We start from the raw sequence: 19077 nt of genomic DNA on the forward strand, positions 1-19077 counted from the left end.
CCCCGGCGCGCGGACGGGCACCACCCGCACGGACCGCGGCGGCGCCGCTCGTGCGGCTTGTCCGATGACCGGCGGCCCCGGCGCGCCCCGGTGCGCGCCCCGGCCCCGCCGGCCCACGTCCGAGACCCGCACGGCTGCGCAGTCACGGGGTTCGCCCGCCCCGGCGATGGCGCGCCGAGTCATGCCATTCGCCGAAGGAGACACCAGTGGACGACGCTCTGCTCGACATCAAGGACAAACCGGCCCGGCAGCAGCCCGATTGGGGCGACGCGTCCCGGGTGCGGCAGGTCGCGGAGACGCTGGCCAGCCGCCCGGCCCTGGTCGACGCCGAGGACGTCGACACGCTGCGCTCGCTGCTGGCCCGGGTCGCCTCCGGAGAGGCCCTGGTCGTCCAGTCCGGCGACTGCGCCGAGGACCCCGCCGAGTGCACGCCCGGCTATGTCGCCCGGAAGACCGCCGTGCTGGACCTGCTGGCCGGCGCCCTGAAGATGATCACGCACAAGCCGGTGATCCGGGTGGGCCGTATCGCGGGCCAGTTCGGCAAGCCCCGCTCCAGCCCCACCGAACTGGTGGGCGGGGTGGAACTGCCGTCCTACCGGGGCCACATGGTCAACGGCCCGGAGCCGGACCCGCAGAGCCGGCGCCCGGAGCCCCGGCGCATCCTGGACTGCTACGCGGCGGCCGGCGAGATCATGACCCACCTCGGCTGGCGGGACACCGGACGGCGGCACACCATCGAGCCGCGCGTGTGGACCAGCCACGAGGCGCTGATCCTCGACTACGAACTCCCCATGGTCCGCCGGGACGAGCGGGGCCGGCTCGTCCTCACCTCCACGCACTGGCCCTGGATCGGGGAGCGCACCCGGCAGCTCGACGGCGCCCACGTCGCCCTGTTGTCCCGGGTCGTCAATCCGGTCGCCTGCAAGATCGGCCCGAAGGTGACGCCCGACGAACTGCTCGGGCTGTGCGAACGGCTCGACCCCGAGCGGGAGAAGGGACGGCTGACCCTGATCGCCCGCATGGGGGCCGCCACGGTCGGCGACCGGCTGCCGAAGCTGGTGGCCGCGGCGCGTGAGGCCGGGCATCCGGTGATCTGGCTGACCGACGCCATGCACGGCAACACCGTCACCCTGCCGGGCGGACTCAAGACGCGCTACATGGAGACGATCGAGCGGGAGATCCAGGAGTTCCAGGAGGCCGTCCGCTCCGAGGGCGGGATCATCGGCGGGCTGCACCTGGAGACCACCCCGGACGACGTCACCGAGTGCGTCCCCAACGACGGCTGCGTCGACCACGTCGCGGACAAGTACACGTCCTACTGCGACCCGCGCCTCAACCCGAGCCAGGCCGTCGCCGTGGCCTCGGCCTGGCTCGGCTGACGGCTCGGCCACTCTCCCCCGCCCGGCCGGCCGCGGCACGGCGGTCGGGCCCACACGCAGATGAGGAGGTCCGGAAGATGGACGGAAAGGTCGCACTCGTCACCGGAGCGGCGGGCGGCATCGGCGAGGCGGTGGCCCGCACCCTCGGCGAACGCGGCGCGGTGGTGGCAGCCGTGGACCGCGACGCCGACCGGCTGCGGCACGTGGTGGACAAGTTGCGCGCGGACGGCCTGGAGGCGCTCGCCCTGCCCGCCGACGTCAGCGACGCCCGGGACGTCGACGCCGTCGTGGACGAGGCCGAGCAGCGGCTCGGTCCGCTGGAGTACCTGGTCAACGGGGCCGGTGTGCTGCGTCTGGGCACCGTGCGCGACCTCACCCCCGAGGACTGGACGACGACGTTCGCCGTCAACGCCACCGGTGTGTTCCTGATGTCGCGGGCCGTCGTCGACCGGATGCTGCCGCGCCGGCGCGGCGCGATCGTCACCGTGGCGTCCAACGCCGCCGCCACCCCGCGGGTGCAGATGGCCGCCTACGGCGCGTCCAAGGCGGCGGCGACCATGTTCACCAAGAGCCTGGGCCTGGAGGTCGCCCGGGACGGCATCCGCTGCAACGTGGTCGCGCCGGGCTCGACCACCACCCCGATGCTCACGTCCATGTGGCACGACGAGTCGGGTCCGAAGCACACGGTGGAGGGACGGCTGGACGCCTTCCGGGTCGGCATCCCGCTGGGCAAGCTGGCCCGCCCCTCGGACGTCGCCGGCGCCGTCGCCTTCCTGCTGTCCGACGAGGCCTCCCACATCACCCTGCACGAACTCACCGTCGACGGCGGCGCCGCGCTCGGCGCCTAGGCCCCCACTCCCCACCGACGTCAGGCGACCAGGAGAAGAGTCCATGGCAGGCATACCCGAGATCTCCCCCTACCCGATGCCGACGGCCGGCGACCTGCCCGGCAACGTCGCCCGGTGGTCCGTCGACCCGGACCGCGCCGTGCTGCTGGTGCACGACATGCAACGCTACTTCCTGCGGCCCCTCCCCGAGGGCCTGCGCGAGGAACTCGTGCGCAACGCCCGGCAGGTGCGCGAGCACTGCGCCGCGCTCGGCGTGCCGGTGGCGTACACCGCGCAGCCCGGCGGCATGACCGACGAACAGCGGGGCCTGCTCAAGGACTTCTGGGGCCCGGGCATGCGCACCGCGCCCGCCGACCGGCAGGTCGTCGACGAACTGGCCCCGGCTCCCGGCGACTGGCAGCTCACCAAGTGGCGCTACAGCGCGTTCTTCCGCTCCGACCTGCTGGAGCGGATGCGCGCCGCGGGCCGGGACCAGCTGGTGCTGTGCGGCGTGTACGCCCACGTGGGCGTGCTGATGACCGCGGTCGAGGCCTTCACGCACGACATCCAGCCGTTCCTGGTCGCCGACGCCACGGCCGACTTCTCCGAGTACCACCACCGGCTGGCCCTGGAGTACGCGGCGCAGCGCTGCGCCGTCGTCGTCACCACCAAGGAGGTCCTGGCATGACCGGCACCCCGAGCGGCGACCTGCTCGGCCGGATCCTGGGCGAACGGCCCCCGGCCGCCTACGCCCTGCTGCACCGACCCGAGACGACGGGCCCGGGCGTGCTGGACGTCGTCGTCGGCGAGACGGCCGAGCCGCGCACCCTCGCCGAACTGCCCCTGCCCGACGCCCCGGAGCCCGCCGCCGGCCCCCGCCACGAGGTGCTGGCCCTCGTGCCCTACCGGCAGATCGCGGAGCGCGGCTTCGACTGCCCCGACGACGGCACACCGCTGCTCGCGATGGCCGTCACGGACCAGGCCACCGTCCCCGTCGCCGAGGTGCTGACCCGGATCCCCGATCTGCCGGTCGAGCTGTCCGGCGGCCGTTTCGACGTGCCGGACGAGGAGTACGCCGCCACCGTGCGCCGGGTCGTCCGGGACGAGATCGGCACCGGCGAGGGCGCCAACTTCGTCATCAAGCGCACCTACACCGCCGACATCACCGGCTACACCCCGCGGCACGCCCTGGCGGTCTTCCGGCGCCTGCTGCAGCGCGAGAGCGGCGCCCACTGGACGTTCCTGGTGCACACCGGCTCCCGCACCCTCGTCGGCGCCACGCCCGAGCGGCACATCAGCCTGCGCGAGGGCCTGGCGGTGATGAACCCCATCAGCGGCACCTACCGCTACCCGGCCACGGGCCCGACCCTGCCGCAGGTGCTCGACTTCCTCGCCGACCGCAAGGAGGCCGACGAGCTGTACATGGTCGTGGACGAGGAACTGAAGATGATGGCCCGCATCTGCGAGTCGGGCGGCCGGGTGGTCGGCCCGTACCTCAAGGAGATGGCGCGCCTCGCCCACACCGAGTACTTCATCGAGGGGCACAGCACGCGGGACCCGCGCGACATCCTGCGCGAGACGCTGTTCGCCCCGACGGTCACCGGCAGCCCGCTGGAGAACGCCTGCCGGGTCATCAAGCGGTACGAGCCCGAGGGCCGCCGCTACTACAGCGGCGTCGTCGCGCTCATCGGCCGCGACGAACACGGGGACCGGGCGCTGGACTCCTCCATCCTGATCCGCACCGCCGACATCGACGCCTCCGGACGGCTGCGGATCGGGGTCGGCGCCACGCTCGTGCGGCACTCCGACCCCGAGAGCGAGGTCGCCGAGACGGCGGCGAAGGCGGCGGGCCTGCTCGCGGCCATCGAGAGCGACGGGCCCTCCCGGTTCAGCAACCACCCGCAGGTCCTGGCGGCCCTGGAGCAGCGCAACTCCACCCTCGCCGGCTTCTGGCTCGCCGGGAAGGGCGCGGCGGCGGAGCCGGATCCGGATCCGGTGCTGAGCGGGCGCCGGGTGCTGGTCGTCGACGCCGAGGACACCTTCACGTCGATGCTCGACCACCAACTGCGGTCCCTGGGACTGCGGGTGACGGTCCGCCGCTTCGACGAGGAGTACTCCCCGGACGGATACGACCTCGTCGTCATGGGCCCGGGACCGGGCGACCCGCGCGACGTCGAGCACCCCAAGATCGCCCATCTGCGGGCCACGGTGCGCACTCTGCTGGACGAACGGCGCCCGTTCCTCGCCGTCTGCCTCAGCCACCAGACGCTGTCCACCCTGCTCGGCTTCCCGCTGGTGCGGCGGGCGGTCCCCAACCAGGGCGTGCAGCGGGAGATCGACCTGTTCGGGGCACGGGAACGGGTCGGCTTCTACAACACGTTCGCCGCCCGCGCCGAGGAGGACAAGGCCGAGTGCGAGGGGGTCGGCGTGGTGGAGATCAGCCGCGATCCCGACACGGGCGAGGTGCACGCCCTGCGCGGCCCGCACTTCGCGTCGATGCAGTTCCACCCCGAGTCGGTGCTCACCCAGGACGGGGTGCGCATCGTGGGCGGCCTGATCAAGGAGGTCCTCCCCGGCAGCGGGGCGGTCTCCCCCGGCACGAGGGGAAAGGAGCGCGGCACCGTTGAGCAGGTTGCGCTGGCTGACCGCGGGTGAGTCCCACGGTCCCGCACTCGTCGCGACGCTGGAGGGTCTTCCCGCCGGCGTGCCGATCACCACGGACATGGTGGCGGACCATCTCGCGAGGCGGCGGCTGGGCTACGGCCGCGGTGCCCGGATGAAGTTCGAGCGGGACGAGGTCACCTTCCTGGGCGGGGTCCGGCACGGCCTGACGCTGGGCTCTCCGGTGGCGATCATGGTGGGCAACACGGAGTGGCCCAAGTGGGAGCAGGTCATGGCGGCCGATCCGGTCGACCCGGAGGTGCTGGCGGGGCTGGCCCGTAACGCCCCGCTGACCCGGCCGCGTCCGGGCCACGCCGATCTGGCGGGCATGCAGAAGTACGGCTTCGACGAGGCCCGGCCGATCCTGGAGCGGGCCTCGGCGCGGGAGACCGCGGCCCGGGTGGCGCTGGGCGCGGTGGCCCGGTCGTACCTGAAGGAGACCACCGGCGTCGAGATCGTCTCCCACGTCGTCGAGCTGGCGGCGGCGAAGGCCCCCAAGGGCGTCTACCCGACGCCGGCGGATGTGGAGCGGCTGGACGCGGACCCGGTGCGCTGTCTGGACGCGGACGCCTCGAAGGCGATGGTCGCCGAGATCGACCAGGCCCACAAGGACGGCGACACCCTCGGCGGCGTGGTGGAGATCCTGGCCTACGGCGTACCGGTGGGTCTGGGTTCGCATGTGCACTGGGACCGCAAGCTCGACGCCCGGCTCGCGGGCGCGCTCATGGGCATCCAGGCCATCAAGGGCGTCGAGATCGGCGACGGCTTCGAGCTGGCGCGGGTGCCGGGCTCGGAGGCGCACGACGAGATCGTCGCCACCGAGCAGGGCGTCAGACGGGCGTCGGGCCGTTCCGGCGGCACCGAGGGCGGTCTGACCACGGGTGAACTGCTGCGGGTGCGTGCCGCGATGAAGCCCATCGCGACCGTGCCGCGCGCCCTGCAGACCGTCGACGTCAGCACTGGTGAGGCCGCGCAGGCCCACCATCAGCGTTCCGACGTGTGCGCGGTCCCGGCCGCCGGCATCGTGGCGGAGGCGATGGTGGCGCTGGTGCTGGCGGACGCGGTGGCGGAGAAGTTCGGTGGTGACAGCGTGGCCGAGACCCGCCGCAACGTCACCTCCTACCTCGACCACCTCGCCATCCGATGAGCGGCCCGCTGGTCGTGCTGGTGGGCCCGATGGGCGTGGGCAAGTCCACCGTCGGACGGCTGCTGGCCGAACGGCTCGGCGTCTCCTACCGGGACACCGACGACGACATCGTCGCCGAGCAGGGCCGGACCATCGCCGAGATCTTCGCCGGCGAGGGCGAGGCAGCCTTCCGCGCCGTGGAGGCACGGGCGGTGGCCCGCGCCCTCGCCGGGCACGACGGCGTGCTCGCGCTCGGCGGCGGCGCGGTCCTGGATCCGCGGACCCGGGCGCTGCTGGACGGGCGGCCGGTGGTGTTCCTCGACGTGGACGCCGACGAGGCGGTCCGGCGGATCGGCCGGGATGCGGGCCGGCCGCTGCTGGCCGGTGATCCGCGGCGGCACTGGCGTGCGCTGGCCGCGGCACGCCGTCCGCTCTACAGGGAGGTCGCCCGGGCGGTCGTCGACACGAGCGGACGCGCCCCGGGCGGTGTCGTGGAGGCCGTGCTGGCGGCGCTGGCCCCGCGAGGGGTGCGGGCCTGAGGCCCTCATACGAGAACTCCCCGCCTTCCGGGCGGGGAGTTCTCGTATGGCGGCGTGCCCGTCACCGTCGGGCGGCGAGGAAGTCGTGCAGCAGCCGTTCCTCCTCGGCGGTGAGCGGCAGCCCGAAGGTGGTGCGCACGGTGTCCACGGCCTCTCGGGGGCGCAGGACGCGCCGGCGCTGCTCGCCGTTGCGGTACTCGGTGATGAACTCGTTGTTCTTCAGCCGGTAGCGCTCCTCGTCGTCGGCCCGCTGGACCACGAGCTGTCCCACGAAGGGCGAGCCGGGGCGGGTGGAGCTGACGAAGTGGGCGGCCTCGAAGTCGACGGCGTACTGCGGTTCGGTGCGGAAGGCGTAGATGTCGAACCAGCCTTCGGGCCGCCGGTACTGCAGGATCCAGTGGCCGTCCTCGGTCGTCAGCCGCCACGACCAGCCGGCGACGGTGCTCTCCGCTCCCGGGTGGAGGGCGAGGGGTTCGATGAGCGCGGCGTAGCCGTAGCCGGGGTCGGCCAGCCACACGGTGTCGTCCGCCCGCACGAGCAGGGCCGTGTGGGAGCGGAACCGGCGCTTGGAGCTGCCCTCGCGGATGCGGACCAGGAGCCGGGTGACGGGGAAGCCGAAGCGGTCCAGGGCGGCGGCGAACAGCAGGTTCGTCTCGTAGCAGTAGCCGCCGCGGCCCGCCCGGACGATCTTGCGCTGGACGGCGTCGATGTCTATGGAGACCGTGCGCCCGAGGGCGATGTCGACGTTCTCGAAGCACACGGAGTCCCGGTGGGCGCGGTGGAGCGCGCGCAGCGCCGGGAGCGAGGCCTCGCGCGGCCCCCGGTAGCCGACGCGGGCGAGGTAGGCGTCGAGGTCGAGCCGTGCGCTGCCCCACTCCGGGGAGTCGTCGACCACGAGGGGCAGGCCCGAGGGTTCGATGAGGGTGGTGTCCATGAGGGTGGTGTCCATGAGCGAGGTGTCCATGAGCGTCCTTCCGCCGGTGCGAGAGGGGGATCGGATCGCACGGCGGTGCGGCGCGCGGCCCGCCCGGGCGCCGCACGCCGCACGCCGCGCCGGTGGGAGTGTCACCACTCCACGCGGACGTCGTACTCCTTCACCCACGCGTCGAACTCGACCAGGCGCTCCATCACGGCCCGCATGCCCCACAGGCCGCCGAGACCGGCGTAGGACTCGACGGGCTTGTCCAGCAGCTTGCGGATGCCCTCGGCCGGCACGAGGTCGAGCACGGGGGAACCGTCCAGCAGGGCCTCGACCTTGGCGCGCAGGGCCCGCACGTACTCCACGTCCTGGGTGGACGGGTAGGGGCTCTTCTTGCGCTCCAGCACCGACTCGGGCAGGACGTGACTCGCGGCGGCGCGCAGCAGGCTCTTCTCCCGGCCGTCGAAGGTCTTCATGGCCCACGGCACGTTGAAGACGTACTCCACCAGCCGGTGGTCCGTGAACGGCACCCGGACCTCCAGGCTCGCGGCCATGCTGATGCGGTCCTTGCGGTCCAGCAGGAAGTTCTCCCAGCGGCTGATGTTGAGGTACGACAGCTCCCGCATCCGTGCCTCGTGCGCGGACTCGCCCTCCAGGCGCGGCACTTCGGCGAGGGCCTCGGCGTACCGCTTGGCCACGTACTCGTCGAGGCCGAGCCGGTCCCAGAGGCCGATCTCCTTCATGGTGTCCAGGCCGCCGAGCCGGCGCCAGGCGTCGTACCAGGGGAAGGTGTCGCCCTCGACGGCCTCCTTGTCGAAGAACCAGTTGTAGCCGCCGAAGAGTTCGTCCGCGGTCTCGCCGGACAGGGCGACGGTCACCTGCTCCTTGAGGGCCTTGCACAGGTGGTAGAGGGAGTGCTCCATGTCGCCGGTGGAGATGGGCAGGTCCTGCGCGCGCAGCACCCGCATGCGCACGTCCTCGTCGAGGACGTGGTGGTTCTCCAGCTCGACGATGACGTGCTCGGCACCGGAGCGGCGGGCGACGTCGATGGCGTACGGCGTGTCCGGGTCCATCCAGATGCCGTTGCCGCGGAAGTTCTCCTCGTTGTTCTTGAAGTCGATGGAGAAGGCCTTGATGCGCTCCTGCTTGCCCTGGTCGCGGAAGACCTTCGCGGCGAGCGCGGTGATGGCGCTGGAGTCGAGGCCGCCGGAGAGCAGGGTGCCGACCTTGACGTCGGCGACGAGCTGGCGTTCGACGATGTCCTCGAGGAGTTCGCGGACGCGGGTGACGGTGGTGTCGAGGTCGTCGGTGTGCGGATGGGCCTCCAACTGCCAGTAGGTGCGGGTGGTGTGGCCGCCGCGGTGGAAGCGGACGACGGTGCCGGGCACGACCTCGTGCATGCCCTTGAAGATCGCGTGGCCGGGGGTGTTGATGATGGCGAAGATCTCCGCCAGGCCCTCGGCGTCGACGACGGCCTCGGCGTCGGGGTGGGCCAGGATGGCCTTGGCCTCGGAGCCGAACAGCACGCCGTCGGGCGTCGGGTAGTAGAACAGGGGCTTGACGCCCATGCGGTCGCGCACCAGCAGCAGTTCCTCGCTGCGCGGGTCCCACAGGGCGAGGGCGTACATGCCGTTGAGCCGCTCGGCGAAGTGCTCGCCCCACTCCAGGTAGGCGTGGAGCACGACCTCCGTGTCGCTGGAGGTGCGGAAGGCGTGGCCGAGGCCGGCGAGTTCCTCCTTCAGCTCGCGGTAGTTGTACACCTCTCCGGTGTAGACGAGGACGGGGAGGCCGTCGCCCTCGCCGGTGACGTGCATGGGCTGGCGTCCGCCCTCCAGGTCGATGATGGAGAGCCGGCGGTGGCCGAGGATCGCGTGGGGCGAGATCCACACGCCGCGGTCGTCGGGTCCCCGGCATGCCAGCGTCTCCGTCATGGCCGAGGCCGTCCCGCCGTGTGCCGACAGGTCGTGGTCGTAGGCGACCCAGCCTGCGAGTCCGCACATCGAAGTCCCAGTCCTTTCGTTGCTGTGGTGGTGTATGGCCGGGGGTGTTCAGGGCCGCGGCACCCAGCCGGCGCGGTCCCAGTACGCCAGGTGGGCCTGGGCCGACACCGTGCCGATCCGGGCCACCCGCTCGCAGCCGAGGACCATCACGCTGGGACGGTCCGGGGTGAACTCCGGCCAGGCGGGGGCGTGTTCGCTGCTCGGTGTGCTGCCGCGGGCGAAGGACGCCACCAGGTCGATCAGCGTGTCCGAGATCCGCCGCTCCAGCGGTCCGTCCCCGTAGAAGGGTGCGTTGACCGGCAGGGTGAAGGTGCCGAAGAGGAACTTCGCGACGGCCTCGTGGGGGGTGGTGCCGGCGTACGGCGGCTTGAGCGGGTGGGCGAACTCCATCAGGTACTGCGGCGAGGCGGCGGGGCCGCGTTCGCGGGCGTGCCGTTCGGCGAGCCGGACGATCAGGTAGCGGAACAGCCCGTCACCCCACACCTGCGTCCACACCGACACCGGGTCGACGGGCAGCCCCTCCGCCTCGGACGCCCGCCGGTAGTGCGCGACGCACTCCTCCACCTGCTCGTCGGTGACCTTGGCGGCACCCTTCTCCAGGACCTCGCGGACGGCCGCGCGCAGTCCGGCCTCGTCGGCCGGGTGCTCGCCGGGGTAGGGGTAGCCGGGGCCGGTGGTGAAGAAGGAGCCCTCGGTGCGGCAGTAGACCGGCATCACGGGGATGCCGGGGCTGGGCAGCGCGTGGTCGTAGCCGCGCATCCACCGGCCGTCCACGACCGGGCCCCGGTACTCCCGGCCGCCTTCCACGAACCGCTCGGTGGGGCGGCCCGCGTACACCTCGTCCCAGGCGTCCCGCAGTTCGGCGGCCGGCACGGCCCGCAGCCCCGGCACGCTGGTGCCGAAGCGGCGCGCGAGGTGCTCGTAGACCCGGCGGGACTCCTCGGGGGTCGTGGAACTGGCGGGCTCCCACACGTGCTTGACGCTGATCGGGACGATCCGCCGGATGGTGTCGCGCAGTTCGGGCAGCAGGGCCAGCTGCCAGGTGCTGGAGCCGCCCGCCGAGGTGCCGGCGACGGTGATGTTGCCGGGGTCGCCGCCGAACGCCGCGGCGTTGTCGCGGACCCAGCGCACCAGCGCCGCCTGGTCCTGCAGGCCCCAGTTCGCGCAGGAGCCCGTGTGCGGGTCGGTGAGTTCCTCGTGCAGTCCCCAGCCGAACACGCCGAGACGGTAGTTGAAGGTGACGACGACCATCCGGCCGTGGACGGCGGTGCGGGCCCCGTCGTAGTCGGGCTCGCTGCCCGCGCCGAGCATCCAGCCGCCGCCGTGGATGTAGACCAGGACCGGCAGGCTGCCGTCGGTGTCCGGGGTCCACACGTTGGCGTACAGGCTGTCCTCGCTGCTGTCGGGCAGGTAGTCGCCCTGCAGGGAGGGGGCGGCGAAGACGGTGGCGTCGCGCACGCCCTGCCAGGGCTCGGGCGGCCGGGGCGAGGAGAACCGCAGCGGGCCCACCGGCGGAGCCGCGTAGGGCACGCCCCGGAAGACGGTGAGTCCGTCGGAGCGCGTCCCCGCCACTCGTCCCGCCGTCGTCCGGACGACCACTGTGCGACTGGGCATCTGGTGAACCTCACTTCCCGCCTCGGCGTTGTCGGGGGCGGCGCGGCGCGCACCATCGGGCACAGTGATCGTCGCTCCAATGCCGGGCCGGCCGCCAACCGCCGGCCCCTACTCCGTCAAGTCAGGCCGCGTCCGCCGCGCGGGTGCGGCGCGGCGGGCCGCCGGGGCCCGGTGCGGACAGCAACCGGTCGGGCGGGGCGGTCAGTTCCCGGCCGGTCAGGGCGCGCAGGGTGCGGTAGGCGGAGGCGTCGCCGGCGAGCACGCCGCCGCGCAGGACGCGCCCCTCGGGGTCGAGGACGAGCTTGGCGTAGGTGCCGGCGGTGTCGTCGCGCAGGACGTACTCCAGGGCGCCGTCGGTCTCGGCGTGGGCGTCGCCGAAGCTGGCCACGTCGACGCCGAGGAGTTTGAGCTTGGTGGCGGTGTCGGGGTCAGTGAAGGGGGTCGCGGGGCGGCCCAGCAGCTGGTCGGCGACCAGTTCGGCCATCCGGTAGCCGGGGGCGACCAGCCCGTAGGTGCGGCCCCTGACGGCCGCGCACTCGCCGACGGCCCAGACGCGCGGGTCCGCGGTGCGGCACAGCTCGTCCACGAGGTAGCCGCCGCGTTCGCCCGTCGCCAGTGCGGCGGGGCCGGCCAGTTCGTCGCGGGGGCGCACGCCCGCCGAGAACACCACCAGCCGGGTGTCGAGCGCGGTGCCGTCGGTGAGGGTGACCCGGCCGGCCCGCCCGTCGGCGGTGGCGTGGACCTCGCGCACGGCGGTGCCGCAGTGCACCCGCAGGCCCAGCCCGGTGACGAGCCGGGTGAGCACACGCGCTCCCCCGTCGTCGAGCTGGACCGGCATCAGGCGCGGGGCGAGCTCCACGACATGGGGACGTACGCCGAGCAGCCGCAGCGCGTTGGCGGCCTCCAGGCCGAGCAGGCCGCCGCCCACCACGACACCGGGCCCTCCCTCGCGCGCCGCCTCACGGAGGGCGTCGAGGTCGTCGAAGGTGCGGTAGACGAAGCAGCCGGGCAGGCCGTGCCCCGGGACGGGCGGCACGAAGGGCCGCGATCCGGTGGCCAGCACCAGGGCGTCGTAGCGGGTGAGCGTGCCGTCGGCCGTGGTGACCGTGCGGGCCCGCCGGTCGATGCCGGTCACCGGGGCGGCCGTGCGCAGCTCCACCAGGGGGTCGGTGAGGAATCCGGGGCCGGCGAGGGTGAGATCGGCGGCGCTCCTGCCCTCCAGGTAGGACGACAGGGCGACCCGGTTGTAGGCGGGGCGGGGCTCCTCGGCCAGGATCACGACGCGCCAGGTGCCGTGCCGGTCGTGGGCCCGCAGGTGCTCGACCAGGCGGTGGCCGGTCATGCCGTGTCCGACGACCACCAGGGTGCGCGGGGTGCGGTTCATGGGTCGCTGTTTCCTCCGGTCGCCGACGCGAGGACCAGGCGGACGTCGTCCGCGCAGCCCCCGCAGCCGGTGGTGGCCCGGGTCGCGGCGGCGATCGCGGCCAGGTCGCGGGCGCCGTCGTGCCAGGCGCGCAGCAGGCCGGCCTTGGTGACGTGGTTGCAGTGGCAGAGCACGGCCGTGTCCGGCAGTTCCACGTGGGCGGGCCGTTCGCCGGCCGCGGTGCCCAGCAGCAGCCCGAACCGGTCGGCCGGCACCGGCAGGTCGCGCGCGTACAGCTGGGCGAGGGCGGCGGTGGCGCGCGGCAGTCCGACGAGGACCGCGCCCGCGACGCGCTCCCCGGACAGGGCCACGGCGGCGTAGCGGCCGCGGGCGGGGTCGGACAGGATGAGGTGCCGGGCGGCGGGCGGCGGGCCGGGCGGCCCGAGGCAGGCCAGGTCGAAGCCGGGCGCCTTCAGCCGCAGCACGGGCCGGCCGGCGCGGTGGTGGGTGTCGTGGCCGGTGAGGATCCGGGCGAGGGTCTCGGCCTGTTCCCAGGCGGTCGTGACGAGTCCGGGGACCTCGCCGTCGAACTCCGCGCAGTCCCCGATGGCGTGGATGTGCGGATCGCTGGTGCGCAGGTGCCGGTCGACGACGACCCCCGTGCGCACGGCCAGTCCGGCCCGCCGGGCGAGCGCGGTCTCGGGCACGGCGCCGGTGCACAGCGCGAGCGCGTCGGCCCGCAGGATCTCGCCGTCGTCGAGGACCAGCTTGCCCGGCCGGTACTCGACGGCGGCGCGCCCGAGCCGCAGGCGGGCGCCGGCGGAGCGGAGGTGACCGGCGAGCAGGGCACCGGCCGTGGCGTCGAGCCGGTCGTGCAGGGGGTGCGGGCCCGGGTGCACGAGGGTGACGTCGCGGCCGGCGCGCAGCAGCGCGAGGGCGGTCTCGGTGCCGAGGACACCGCCGCCGAGCACCACCACGGGCCCGTCCGCGAGCCGTTGGGCGTCGTCGGGGGTGCGCAGGGTGGTGGCGCCCTCGGTGAGCCGGCCGTCGGCGGTGAGCAGGCCGGGCAGCCGCGGGATCCGTGGCCGGGCGCCGGTGGCCAGCACGAGCCGGTCGTAGCGGAGCGTCCGGCCGGTGCCGGTGCGGACCAGACGGCGGGCGGGGTCGACGGCCGTGGCGGTGACGCCGGGCCGCACGCGCACGCCGTCGGGCGGGGCGGGCAGTTCCAGGTCCCGGGCGGTGAGGGTGCGGTCGAGGAGGGAGGTCAGCAGGACCCGGTGGTAGGCCGGGCGCGGCTCGGCGCCGAGGACGGTGACCGGGCCCGGGTGGCCGAGCCGGGACAGGCGCTCGACGAGCCGGTGCGCGGCGGGGCCGTGACCGACGACGACAAGGGGGTGCGAGTCGGGCATGGCGGGCCTCACGACGCGTCGGTGCCGGGTTCGACGCGCACGGCGCAGACCTTGAACTCGGGCATCCCGCTGCGGGGGTCGAGGGCGGTGCTGGTGATCAGGTTGGCCCGGCCGGTGCCGGGGTGGTGGAAGGGCAGGAACACCGTGTCCGTGCGCAGGGTGCCGACCAGCCGGACCCGCGCGAGGGTGGTGCCGCGGGCCGAGGTGACACGGGCGGTGTCGCCCTCGCGCAGCCCGGCGCGTTCGGCGGTGTCCGGGTGGATCTCCACGAACGGTCCGGGCTCGGCGTCGTTGAGTTCGGGCACGCGGCGGGTCTGCGCGCCGGACTGGTAGTGGGCCAGCACGCGGCCGGTGGTGGCGTACAGGGGGTGGTCGGCGTCGGGGGTCTCGGCGGGGTCGCGGTGGTCGACCTCGGCGAACCGGGCACGCCCGTCCGGGGTGGCGAAGCCGTCGAGGAAGAGGCGGGGCGTCCCGGGGTGCGGTTCCCCGTCCGGGCGTTCGGGGCAGGGCCAGTGCAGGGCCTCCCCCGCGTCCAGGCGTTCGTAGGTGATGCCGGAGTAGTCGGCCTTGCCGCCGCGGGAGGCGCGCCGCAGTTCCTCGAAGACCCGGCGCGGCGAGGTCGGGTAGCGGTGGGCCGGCTCGCCGAGCCGGACCGCGAGGCCGTGCAGGACCTCCAGGTCGGTGCGCACGCCCTGCGGCGGGGGCAGCAGCCGGCGGCGGCGCAGCACCCTGCCCTCCAGGTTGGTCAGGGTGCCCTCCTCCTCGGCCCACTGGGCGACCGGAAGGACCACGTCGGCCGTGCGCGCGGTCTCCGAGGGCACGAAGTCGGCCACCACCAGCAGGTCGAGGGCGGCCAGCCGCTCGGCGACGTGGGCGGAACGGGGCGCGGACACCAGCGGGTTGGAGCCGAACACCAGCAGGGCGCGCGGGCCGCCCTCGGTGCCGAGCGCGTCGAGCAGTTCGTAGGCGCTGCGGCCGGGGCCGGGCAGGGCGTCCGGGGTGGTGCCCCAGACCCGGGCGACGTGGGCCCGGGCGTCCGGGTCGGTGATCATGCGGTAGCCGGGGAGCTGGTCGGCCTTCTGCCCGTGTTCGCGGCCGCCCTGTCCGTTGCCCTGTCCGGTCAGGCAGCCGTAGCCGCTTCCGGCGACCCCGGGCAGGCCCAGGGCGAGGGCGAGGTTGATGAAGGCCGCGGCGGTGTCGGCGCCCTTGCTGTGCTGTTCGGCGCCCCGGCCGGTCAGCACATAGGCCCGGCGCGCCTCGCCCAGCAGTTCCACGGCGGCGCGCTGTTCGGCGACGGGGACGCCGGTGACCTGTTCGACGCGCTCGGGCCACCAGGTGACGGCGCGCCGCCAGGCCGCGTCGAAACCGGTGGTGCGCTCCTGGACGTACTCCTTGTCGCACCAGCCGTCGCTCACGGCGATGTGCAGCAGCCCCAGCGCGAGCGCGAGGTCGGTGCCGGGCACCGGTTGCAGGTGCAGGGCGGCCCGTTCGGCGGTCCTGGTGCGGCGGGGGTCGATGACGATCAGGTCCGCGCCGCGCAGGTGGTGCATCAACGGGGGCATGGTCTCGGCGGGGTTGGCGCCGGCGAGCAGGATCGTGTCCGCCGCGTCGAGGTCGCCGACGGGGAACGGCAGTCCGCGGTCCAGGCCGAAGGCGGCGTTCCCGGCCGCGGCGGCGGAGGACATGCAGAACCTGCCGTTGTAGTCGATCTGGCTGGTACCGAGGGCGAGCCGGGCGAACTTGCCCAGCAGGTAGGCCTTCTCGTTGGTGAGGCCGCCCCCGCCGAAGACGGCGAGCGCGTCCGGGCCGTGCGCGTCGCGGATCTGCCGCAGCCGCCCGGCGACCGTGTCCAGGGCGGTGTCCCAGTCGGCCGGGGCGAGACGGCCGTCGGCGCCGCGCACCAGCGGCCGGCGCAGCCGGTCCGGGACGTCGAGCAGCGTGGGCGCGGTCCAGCCCTTCTGGCACAGCCGGCCGTCGTTGACGGGGAAGTCGGAGGGCTCCACCACGGTGCCCCGGGTGTCGTGGCCGAGGCGGGTGCCGCACTGCAGGGCGCAGTACGGGCAGTGCGTGGCCACGCCGGTGCGCGGCACGGTGTCAGGCACGGGTGACCTCCGACGACTCGGCGGCCCTGCGCCCGGCCCGCCGCGTCTCCCGCGCGTCGCCCGGCGGGGTGCCGTGCGGGGTGCGCAGGTAGACCTGGCGGGTGACGGTGACGCACACCGCGTAGAAGGCGAGGAAGAACCAGAAGGCGGGCTCGCCCGTGCCCCAGCTGCCGTAGGACGCCCGGAAGGCCAGGTTGACGACCACGCCGCCGAGCGCGCCGACGGCGCCGGCGATGCCGATGGCCGCGCCGGTCAGGCGCCGGGCGCGGGCGAAGGCCTCGGTCGCGTCGTGGCCGGCGGTGACGGCGGCCTCCGCCTGCCCGGCGAAGACCACCGGGATCAGCTTGTACGTGGAGCCGTTGCCCAGGCCGCTGAGGACGAACAGCACCGTGAACACGGCGACGAACAGCGCGAGGGAGTCGTGTGCCGAGGCCACCAGCAGCAGGAGGGTGCCGGCGCCCATGGCGAGGAAGTTCCAGAAGGTGACCCGTGCTCCGCCGAAGCGGTCGGCGAGCAGACCGCCGAGCGGCCGGGACAGGGACCCGAGCAGCGGTCCCAGGAAGGTGTAGCCGACCGCCTGGAGCGGTGTGGCGCCGAACTGGTTCTGCAGGACGAGCCCGAAGGCGAAGCCGTAGCCGATGAACGAGCCGAAGGTGCCGAGGTACAGCAGGGAGATCCACCAGGTGTGCCGCTCGCGCAGCGTCTCGCGCAGCGCGCCGGATCCGGCGGGGACGGTGGCGACGTTGTCCATGCCGAGCGCCGCCAGCAGGGCGGCCAGCGCGATCAGCGGCAGGTAGGCGGCGATCACGTAGGCGGGGTGGGTGTCGCCCACGGTGGCGATGACCAGCAGTCCGACGAGCTGGATGACGGCGACGCCCAGGTTGCCGCCGCCGGCGTTGAGGCCGAGCGCCCAGCCCTGGTGCCGCCGGGGGAAGAAGAGGGCGATGTTGGTGGTCGAGGAGGCGAAGTTGCCGCCGCCGACGCCGGCGGTCGCGGCGATGAGCACGAACACCCACAGGGGTGTGCCGGGCCGCTGGACGAAGTACAGCGCCAGCAGCGCCGGGACGAACAGCAGGGCCGAACTGAAGACGGTCCAGTCGCGCCCGCCGAACCGGGTCACGGCGTGGCTGTACGGCAGGCGCAGCAGCGCGCCCACCAGGGTGGGGGTGACCACCAGCAGGAACTTCTCGCTCGGGGCGAAGCCCAGGCCGATGGCCGGGGACATGAACAGCACCAGGACCGACCACATGCTCCAGATCGAGAACCCGATGTGCTCGGAGAGGACGGACAGGACGAGGTTGCGTCGTGCGACGTGCTTGCCGGTGCGCTCCCAGAACTCCTCGTCCTCCGGATCCCAGTGCTCGATCCGGCGTCGGGAGGCGCGCAGTGCCGTCATCGGGGGCAACTCCTCGGCTGGGGACGGCGGCCCGGCGCGTGGCGCCGGGCCGCCGTGCGGGGGGTGACGGGGGCGCGGGCCCACGGGGGGGATGGGCCCGCGCCCCGGGGAGGAGGCGGCGCGGGGGGGGCCGGGGCTTACGCTCCCGTCCGCTCCGCCTTCAGCAGCCGGGCCAGCTCCAGCCGCTTGATCTTGGTCGTGGCGGTCTGGGGCAGGTCGTCGAGCTTCCACTGGACGGGGTCCGCCATCGCGGGCAGGCCGGCCACCGCCCGCTTCCAGGCCGCGAGGTCGAGCGGCTTGTCGTCACGGGTGCACACCACGGGCAGCGGCTTGCCGTCCTCGTCGGGGACGATGATGACCTCGACGAGCTCCGGTATCCGGGCGAAGAGGGTGTCCTCGATCTCCAGGGTGCTGTCGATGCCCTCGATCTCGTCGACCTCACGGTCGAGCAGGTGCAGGCAGCCCCACTTGGTGCGGTAGCCCAGGTCGCCCATGCGCCACCACTCGCCGTCGGCCTGCTTCTCCCAGCGCTCGTGCTCGCCGAGGTAGGTGACGATCCGCCCGTCGGAACGCACCTCGATGTAGCCGGGGTTGGACTTGGTGGGGCGCTTGCCGTCCCGGCTGACCACCCGGACGCCCGTCATGCCGGGGAACGGGGAGCCCACGCAGCGGCCGTCGGCGTCCGCGCCGCGCTTCTTCGAGTAGGTGCGCCCGGCGATCGGGCCGACCTCGCTCTGCCCGTACATCTGCACGAACTGCGGCGACTCGCGGCGGGACGCGGTGAGCATCAGGTGCACGGTGCGCGGGTGGATGGCGTCGAAGGTGCTGCTGAAGTACTTCACGTTCGCCAGCGGCCGGCGCGGGTCGTCGACCAGCACCTCCCAGCGCAGGAACGTGTTCGGGTGCGCCTCGATCAGGCCGGGCGGCGCCTGCCGGAACACCTCGGCCACGACCTCCGGGTCGTCGTCCCGGAGGATGATCATCGGGTGCCCCTGGAGGATCGTGATGGGCATGGCCGTGAACATCCGCGAGTGCACGAACGACACGTGGATGGCCACCGGTTCGCTGCGGCCCACCAGGGACGCCACCGTGCCCTGCGGGCGGTAGCGCGCCTCGAAGGTGCGCCCGGTGTGCACCGCCAGCTTGGGCGTTCCGGTGGTGCCGGAGGTGTGGGTGACCAGCGTCGGGTGGTCCGGGGGCATGGTCACCGGGGCGACCCGGGTGGAGCCGGCCAGCGAGGCGAGGCCGAGGGCCTCCTCGTGGCTGCCGGAGGCCAGGAGCACCTGCCGGGCCAGGCCGAAGATCTCGGCGGGCAGGTGGTGCTCCAGCTTGTCCTGGTCGGTCACCAGGTACGGCCGGTCCACGCGGCGCACCAGCTCGCACACGGTGGCGCCGTCGAGCTTCGGGGACAGCAGAACCGGGACGGCTCCGATCCTGGCCGTGGAGCAGGCCAGCAGCGTGATGTCGAAGCCGTTGGTCTTGTGGACGACCACGCGTTCCCCGGGCCGGACGCCCGCCGCCCAGAGCCGGGAGGCCAGGTCGTCGACGAGGTCGGCGACCTCCGTCAGCGTCATGCGGCGCCCGCGCTCCGGAGCCACGTCGAGATCATGGTCGAGAATGACGGAATTCGCCGGGTACCGGGCCGCGGCCCGGTCGAACAGCGTGCCCAGCCGAATTCCCTTGTTTCCGATGCGCTGGAGAAACATCTGCCCACCCTCTCCTCCGCCGTGACTGTTCCTCAG

The 19077-nt window shown here is 73.8% G+C and carries 14 protein-coding genes; 6 read left to right on the plus strand and 8 right to left on the minus strand.

The window, feature by feature from the left end; all coding sequences use genetic code 11:
* Positions 1–206: 206 nt before the first annotated feature.
* The 6 genes from CHR28_RS20640 (at position 207) to CHR28_RS20665 (ending at position 6532) form a co-directional block, all read left to right on the plus strand.
* Complete coding sequence (locus tag CHR28_RS20640) at positions 207–1379, plus strand: 3-deoxy-7-phosphoheptulonate synthase (RefSeq protein ID WP_094055145.1); 1173 nt, start codon at positions 207–209, stop codon at positions 1377–1379.
* 77 nt (positions 1380–1456) lie between these two features.
* Positions 1457–2227 (plus strand): 2,3-dihydro-2,3-dihydroxybenzoate dehydrogenase, encoded by a 771-nt coding sequence (locus CHR28_RS20645; protein ID WP_094055146.1) that lies wholly within the window; start codon positions 1457–1459, stop codon positions 2225–2227.
* 43 nt (positions 2228–2270) lie between these two features.
* A complete protein-coding gene (locus CHR28_RS20650) occupies positions 2271–2894 on the plus strand; it encodes an isochorismatase family protein (protein ID WP_094055147.1) in 624 nt (207 codons plus the stop codon).
* A complete protein-coding gene (locus CHR28_RS20655) occupies positions 2891–4861 on the plus strand; it encodes an anthranilate synthase family protein (protein WP_094055148.1) in 1971 nt (656 codons plus the stop codon). The genes CHR28_RS20650 and CHR28_RS20655 overlap by 4 nt, the downstream gene beginning before the upstream one ends.
* Positions 4830–6014, plus strand: a complete 1185-nt coding sequence (gene aroC / locus CHR28_RS20660) for a chorismate synthase (RefSeq protein WP_094055149.1) — start codon at positions 4830–4832, stop codon at positions 6012–6014. The genes CHR28_RS20655 and aroC overlap by 32 nt, the downstream gene beginning before the upstream one ends.
* The gene (locus tag CHR28_RS20665) at positions 6011–6532 is read left to right on the plus strand and encodes a shikimate kinase (RefSeq protein ID WP_094055150.1); all 522 of its coding nucleotides are present in this window, start codon (positions 6011–6013) and stop codon (positions 6530–6532) included. The genes aroC and CHR28_RS20665 overlap by 4 nt, the downstream gene beginning before the upstream one ends.
* 61 nt (positions 6533–6593) lie before the next feature.
* On the opposite strand, the gene CHR28_RS20670 is transcribed toward CHR28_RS20665, so the two are convergent.
* From CHR28_RS20670 to CHR28_RS20705, 8 genes are all read right to left on the minus strand, one after another.
* Positions 6594–7496 (minus strand): arylamine N-acetyltransferase family protein, encoded by a 903-nt coding sequence (locus tag CHR28_RS20670; protein ID WP_256984320.1) that lies wholly within the window; start codon positions 7494–7496, stop codon positions 6594–6596.
* A 101-nt stretch (positions 7497–7597) separates the two neighbouring features.
* Positions 7598–9451, minus strand: a complete 1854-nt coding sequence (gene asnB, locus CHR28_RS20675; protein ID WP_094055151.1) for an asparagine synthase (glutamine-hydrolyzing) — start codon at positions 9449–9451, stop codon at positions 7598–7600.
* Between the two features lie 48 nt (positions 9452–9499).
* Positions 9500–11065 (minus strand): carboxylesterase/lipase family protein, encoded by a 1566-nt coding sequence (locus CHR28_RS20680; protein WP_094055152.1) that lies wholly within the window; start codon positions 11063–11065, stop codon positions 9500–9502.
* Positions 11066–11186: 121 nt separating this feature from the next.
* Entirely contained in the window at positions 11187–12449 is a 1263-nt protein-coding gene (locus tag CHR28_RS20685) for an FAD-dependent oxidoreductase (RefSeq protein WP_094055153.1), read from the minus strand.
* The gene (locus tag CHR28_RS20690) at positions 12446–13837 is read right to left on the minus strand and encodes an FAD-dependent oxidoreductase (RefSeq protein ID WP_094055154.1); all 1392 of its coding nucleotides are present in this window, start codon (positions 13835–13837) and stop codon (positions 12446–12448) included. Before CHR28_RS20690 ends, CHR28_RS20685 begins: the two co-directional genes overlap by 4 nt.
* An 8-nt stretch (positions 13838–13845) precedes the next feature.
* Positions 13846–15939 carry a molybdopterin oxidoreductase family protein gene (locus tag CHR28_RS20695; protein WP_094055155.1) on the minus strand — a complete coding sequence of 698 codons (2094 nt, stop codon included), beginning with the start codon at positions 15937–15939 and terminating at the stop codon, positions 13846–13848.
* Positions 15932–17335 (minus strand): MFS transporter, encoded by a 1404-nt coding sequence (locus CHR28_RS20700; protein ID WP_094055156.1) that lies wholly within the window; start codon positions 17333–17335, stop codon positions 15932–15934. Before CHR28_RS20700 ends, CHR28_RS20695 begins: the two co-directional genes overlap by 8 nt.
* A 137-nt stretch (positions 17336–17472) precedes the next feature.
* On the minus strand, positions 17473–19041 hold the full coding sequence (locus CHR28_RS20705) for a class I adenylate-forming enzyme family protein (RefSeq protein ID WP_094055157.1): 1569 nt from the start codon (positions 19039–19041) through the stop codon (positions 17473–17475).
* Between the last annotated feature and the right edge of the window lie 36 nt (positions 19042–19077).

Source organism: Streptomyces sp. XY006, assembly GCF_002237655.1.
Taxonomy (GTDB): domain Bacteria; phylum Actinomycetota; class Actinomycetes; order Streptomycetales; family Streptomycetaceae; genus Streptomyces; species Streptomyces levis.

Excerpts from the sequence above, each read along its gene's own strand:
- asnB (WP_094055151.1), bottom strand. The coding sequence starts at position 9,451 with ATGTGCGGACTCGCAGGCTGGGTCGCCTACGACCACGACCTGTCGGCA.
- CHR28_RS20645 (WP_094055146.1), top strand. The coding sequence starts at position 1,457 with ATGGACGGAAAGGTCGCACTCGTCACCGGAGCGGCGGGCGGCATCGGC.
- CHR28_RS20665 (WP_094055150.1), top strand. The coding sequence starts at position 6,011 with ATGAGCGGCCCGCTGGTCGTGCTGGTGGGCCCGATGGGCGTGGGCAAG.
- CHR28_RS20705 (WP_094055157.1), bottom strand. The coding sequence starts at position 19,041 with ATGTTTCTCCAGCGCATCGGAAACAAGGGAATTCGGCTGGGCACGCTG.
- CHR28_RS20670 (WP_256984320.1), bottom strand. The coding sequence starts at position 7,496 with ATGGACACCTCGCTCATGGACACCACCCTCATGGACACCACCCTCATC.
- CHR28_RS20655 (WP_094055148.1), top strand. The coding sequence starts at position 2,891 with ATGACCGGCACCCCGAGCGGCGACCTGCTCGGCCGGATCCTGGGCGAA.
- CHR28_RS20685 (WP_094055153.1), bottom strand. The coding sequence starts at position 12,449 with ATGAACCGCACCCCGCGCACCCTGGTGGTCGTCGGACACGGCATGACC.
- CHR28_RS20690 (WP_094055154.1), bottom strand. The coding sequence starts at position 13,837 with ATGCCCGACTCGCACCCCCTTGTCGTCGTCGGTCACGGCCCCGCCGCG.
- CHR28_RS20650 (WP_094055147.1), top strand. The coding sequence starts at position 2,271 with ATGGCAGGCATACCCGAGATCTCCCCCTACCCGATGCCGACGGCCGGC.
- CHR28_RS20680 (WP_094055152.1), bottom strand. The coding sequence starts at position 11,065 with ATGCCCAGTCGCACAGTGGTCGTCCGGACGACGGCGGGACGAGTGGCG.
- CHR28_RS20700 (WP_094055156.1), bottom strand. The coding sequence starts at position 17,335 with ATGACGGCACTGCGCGCCTCCCGACGCCGGATCGAGCACTGGGATCCG.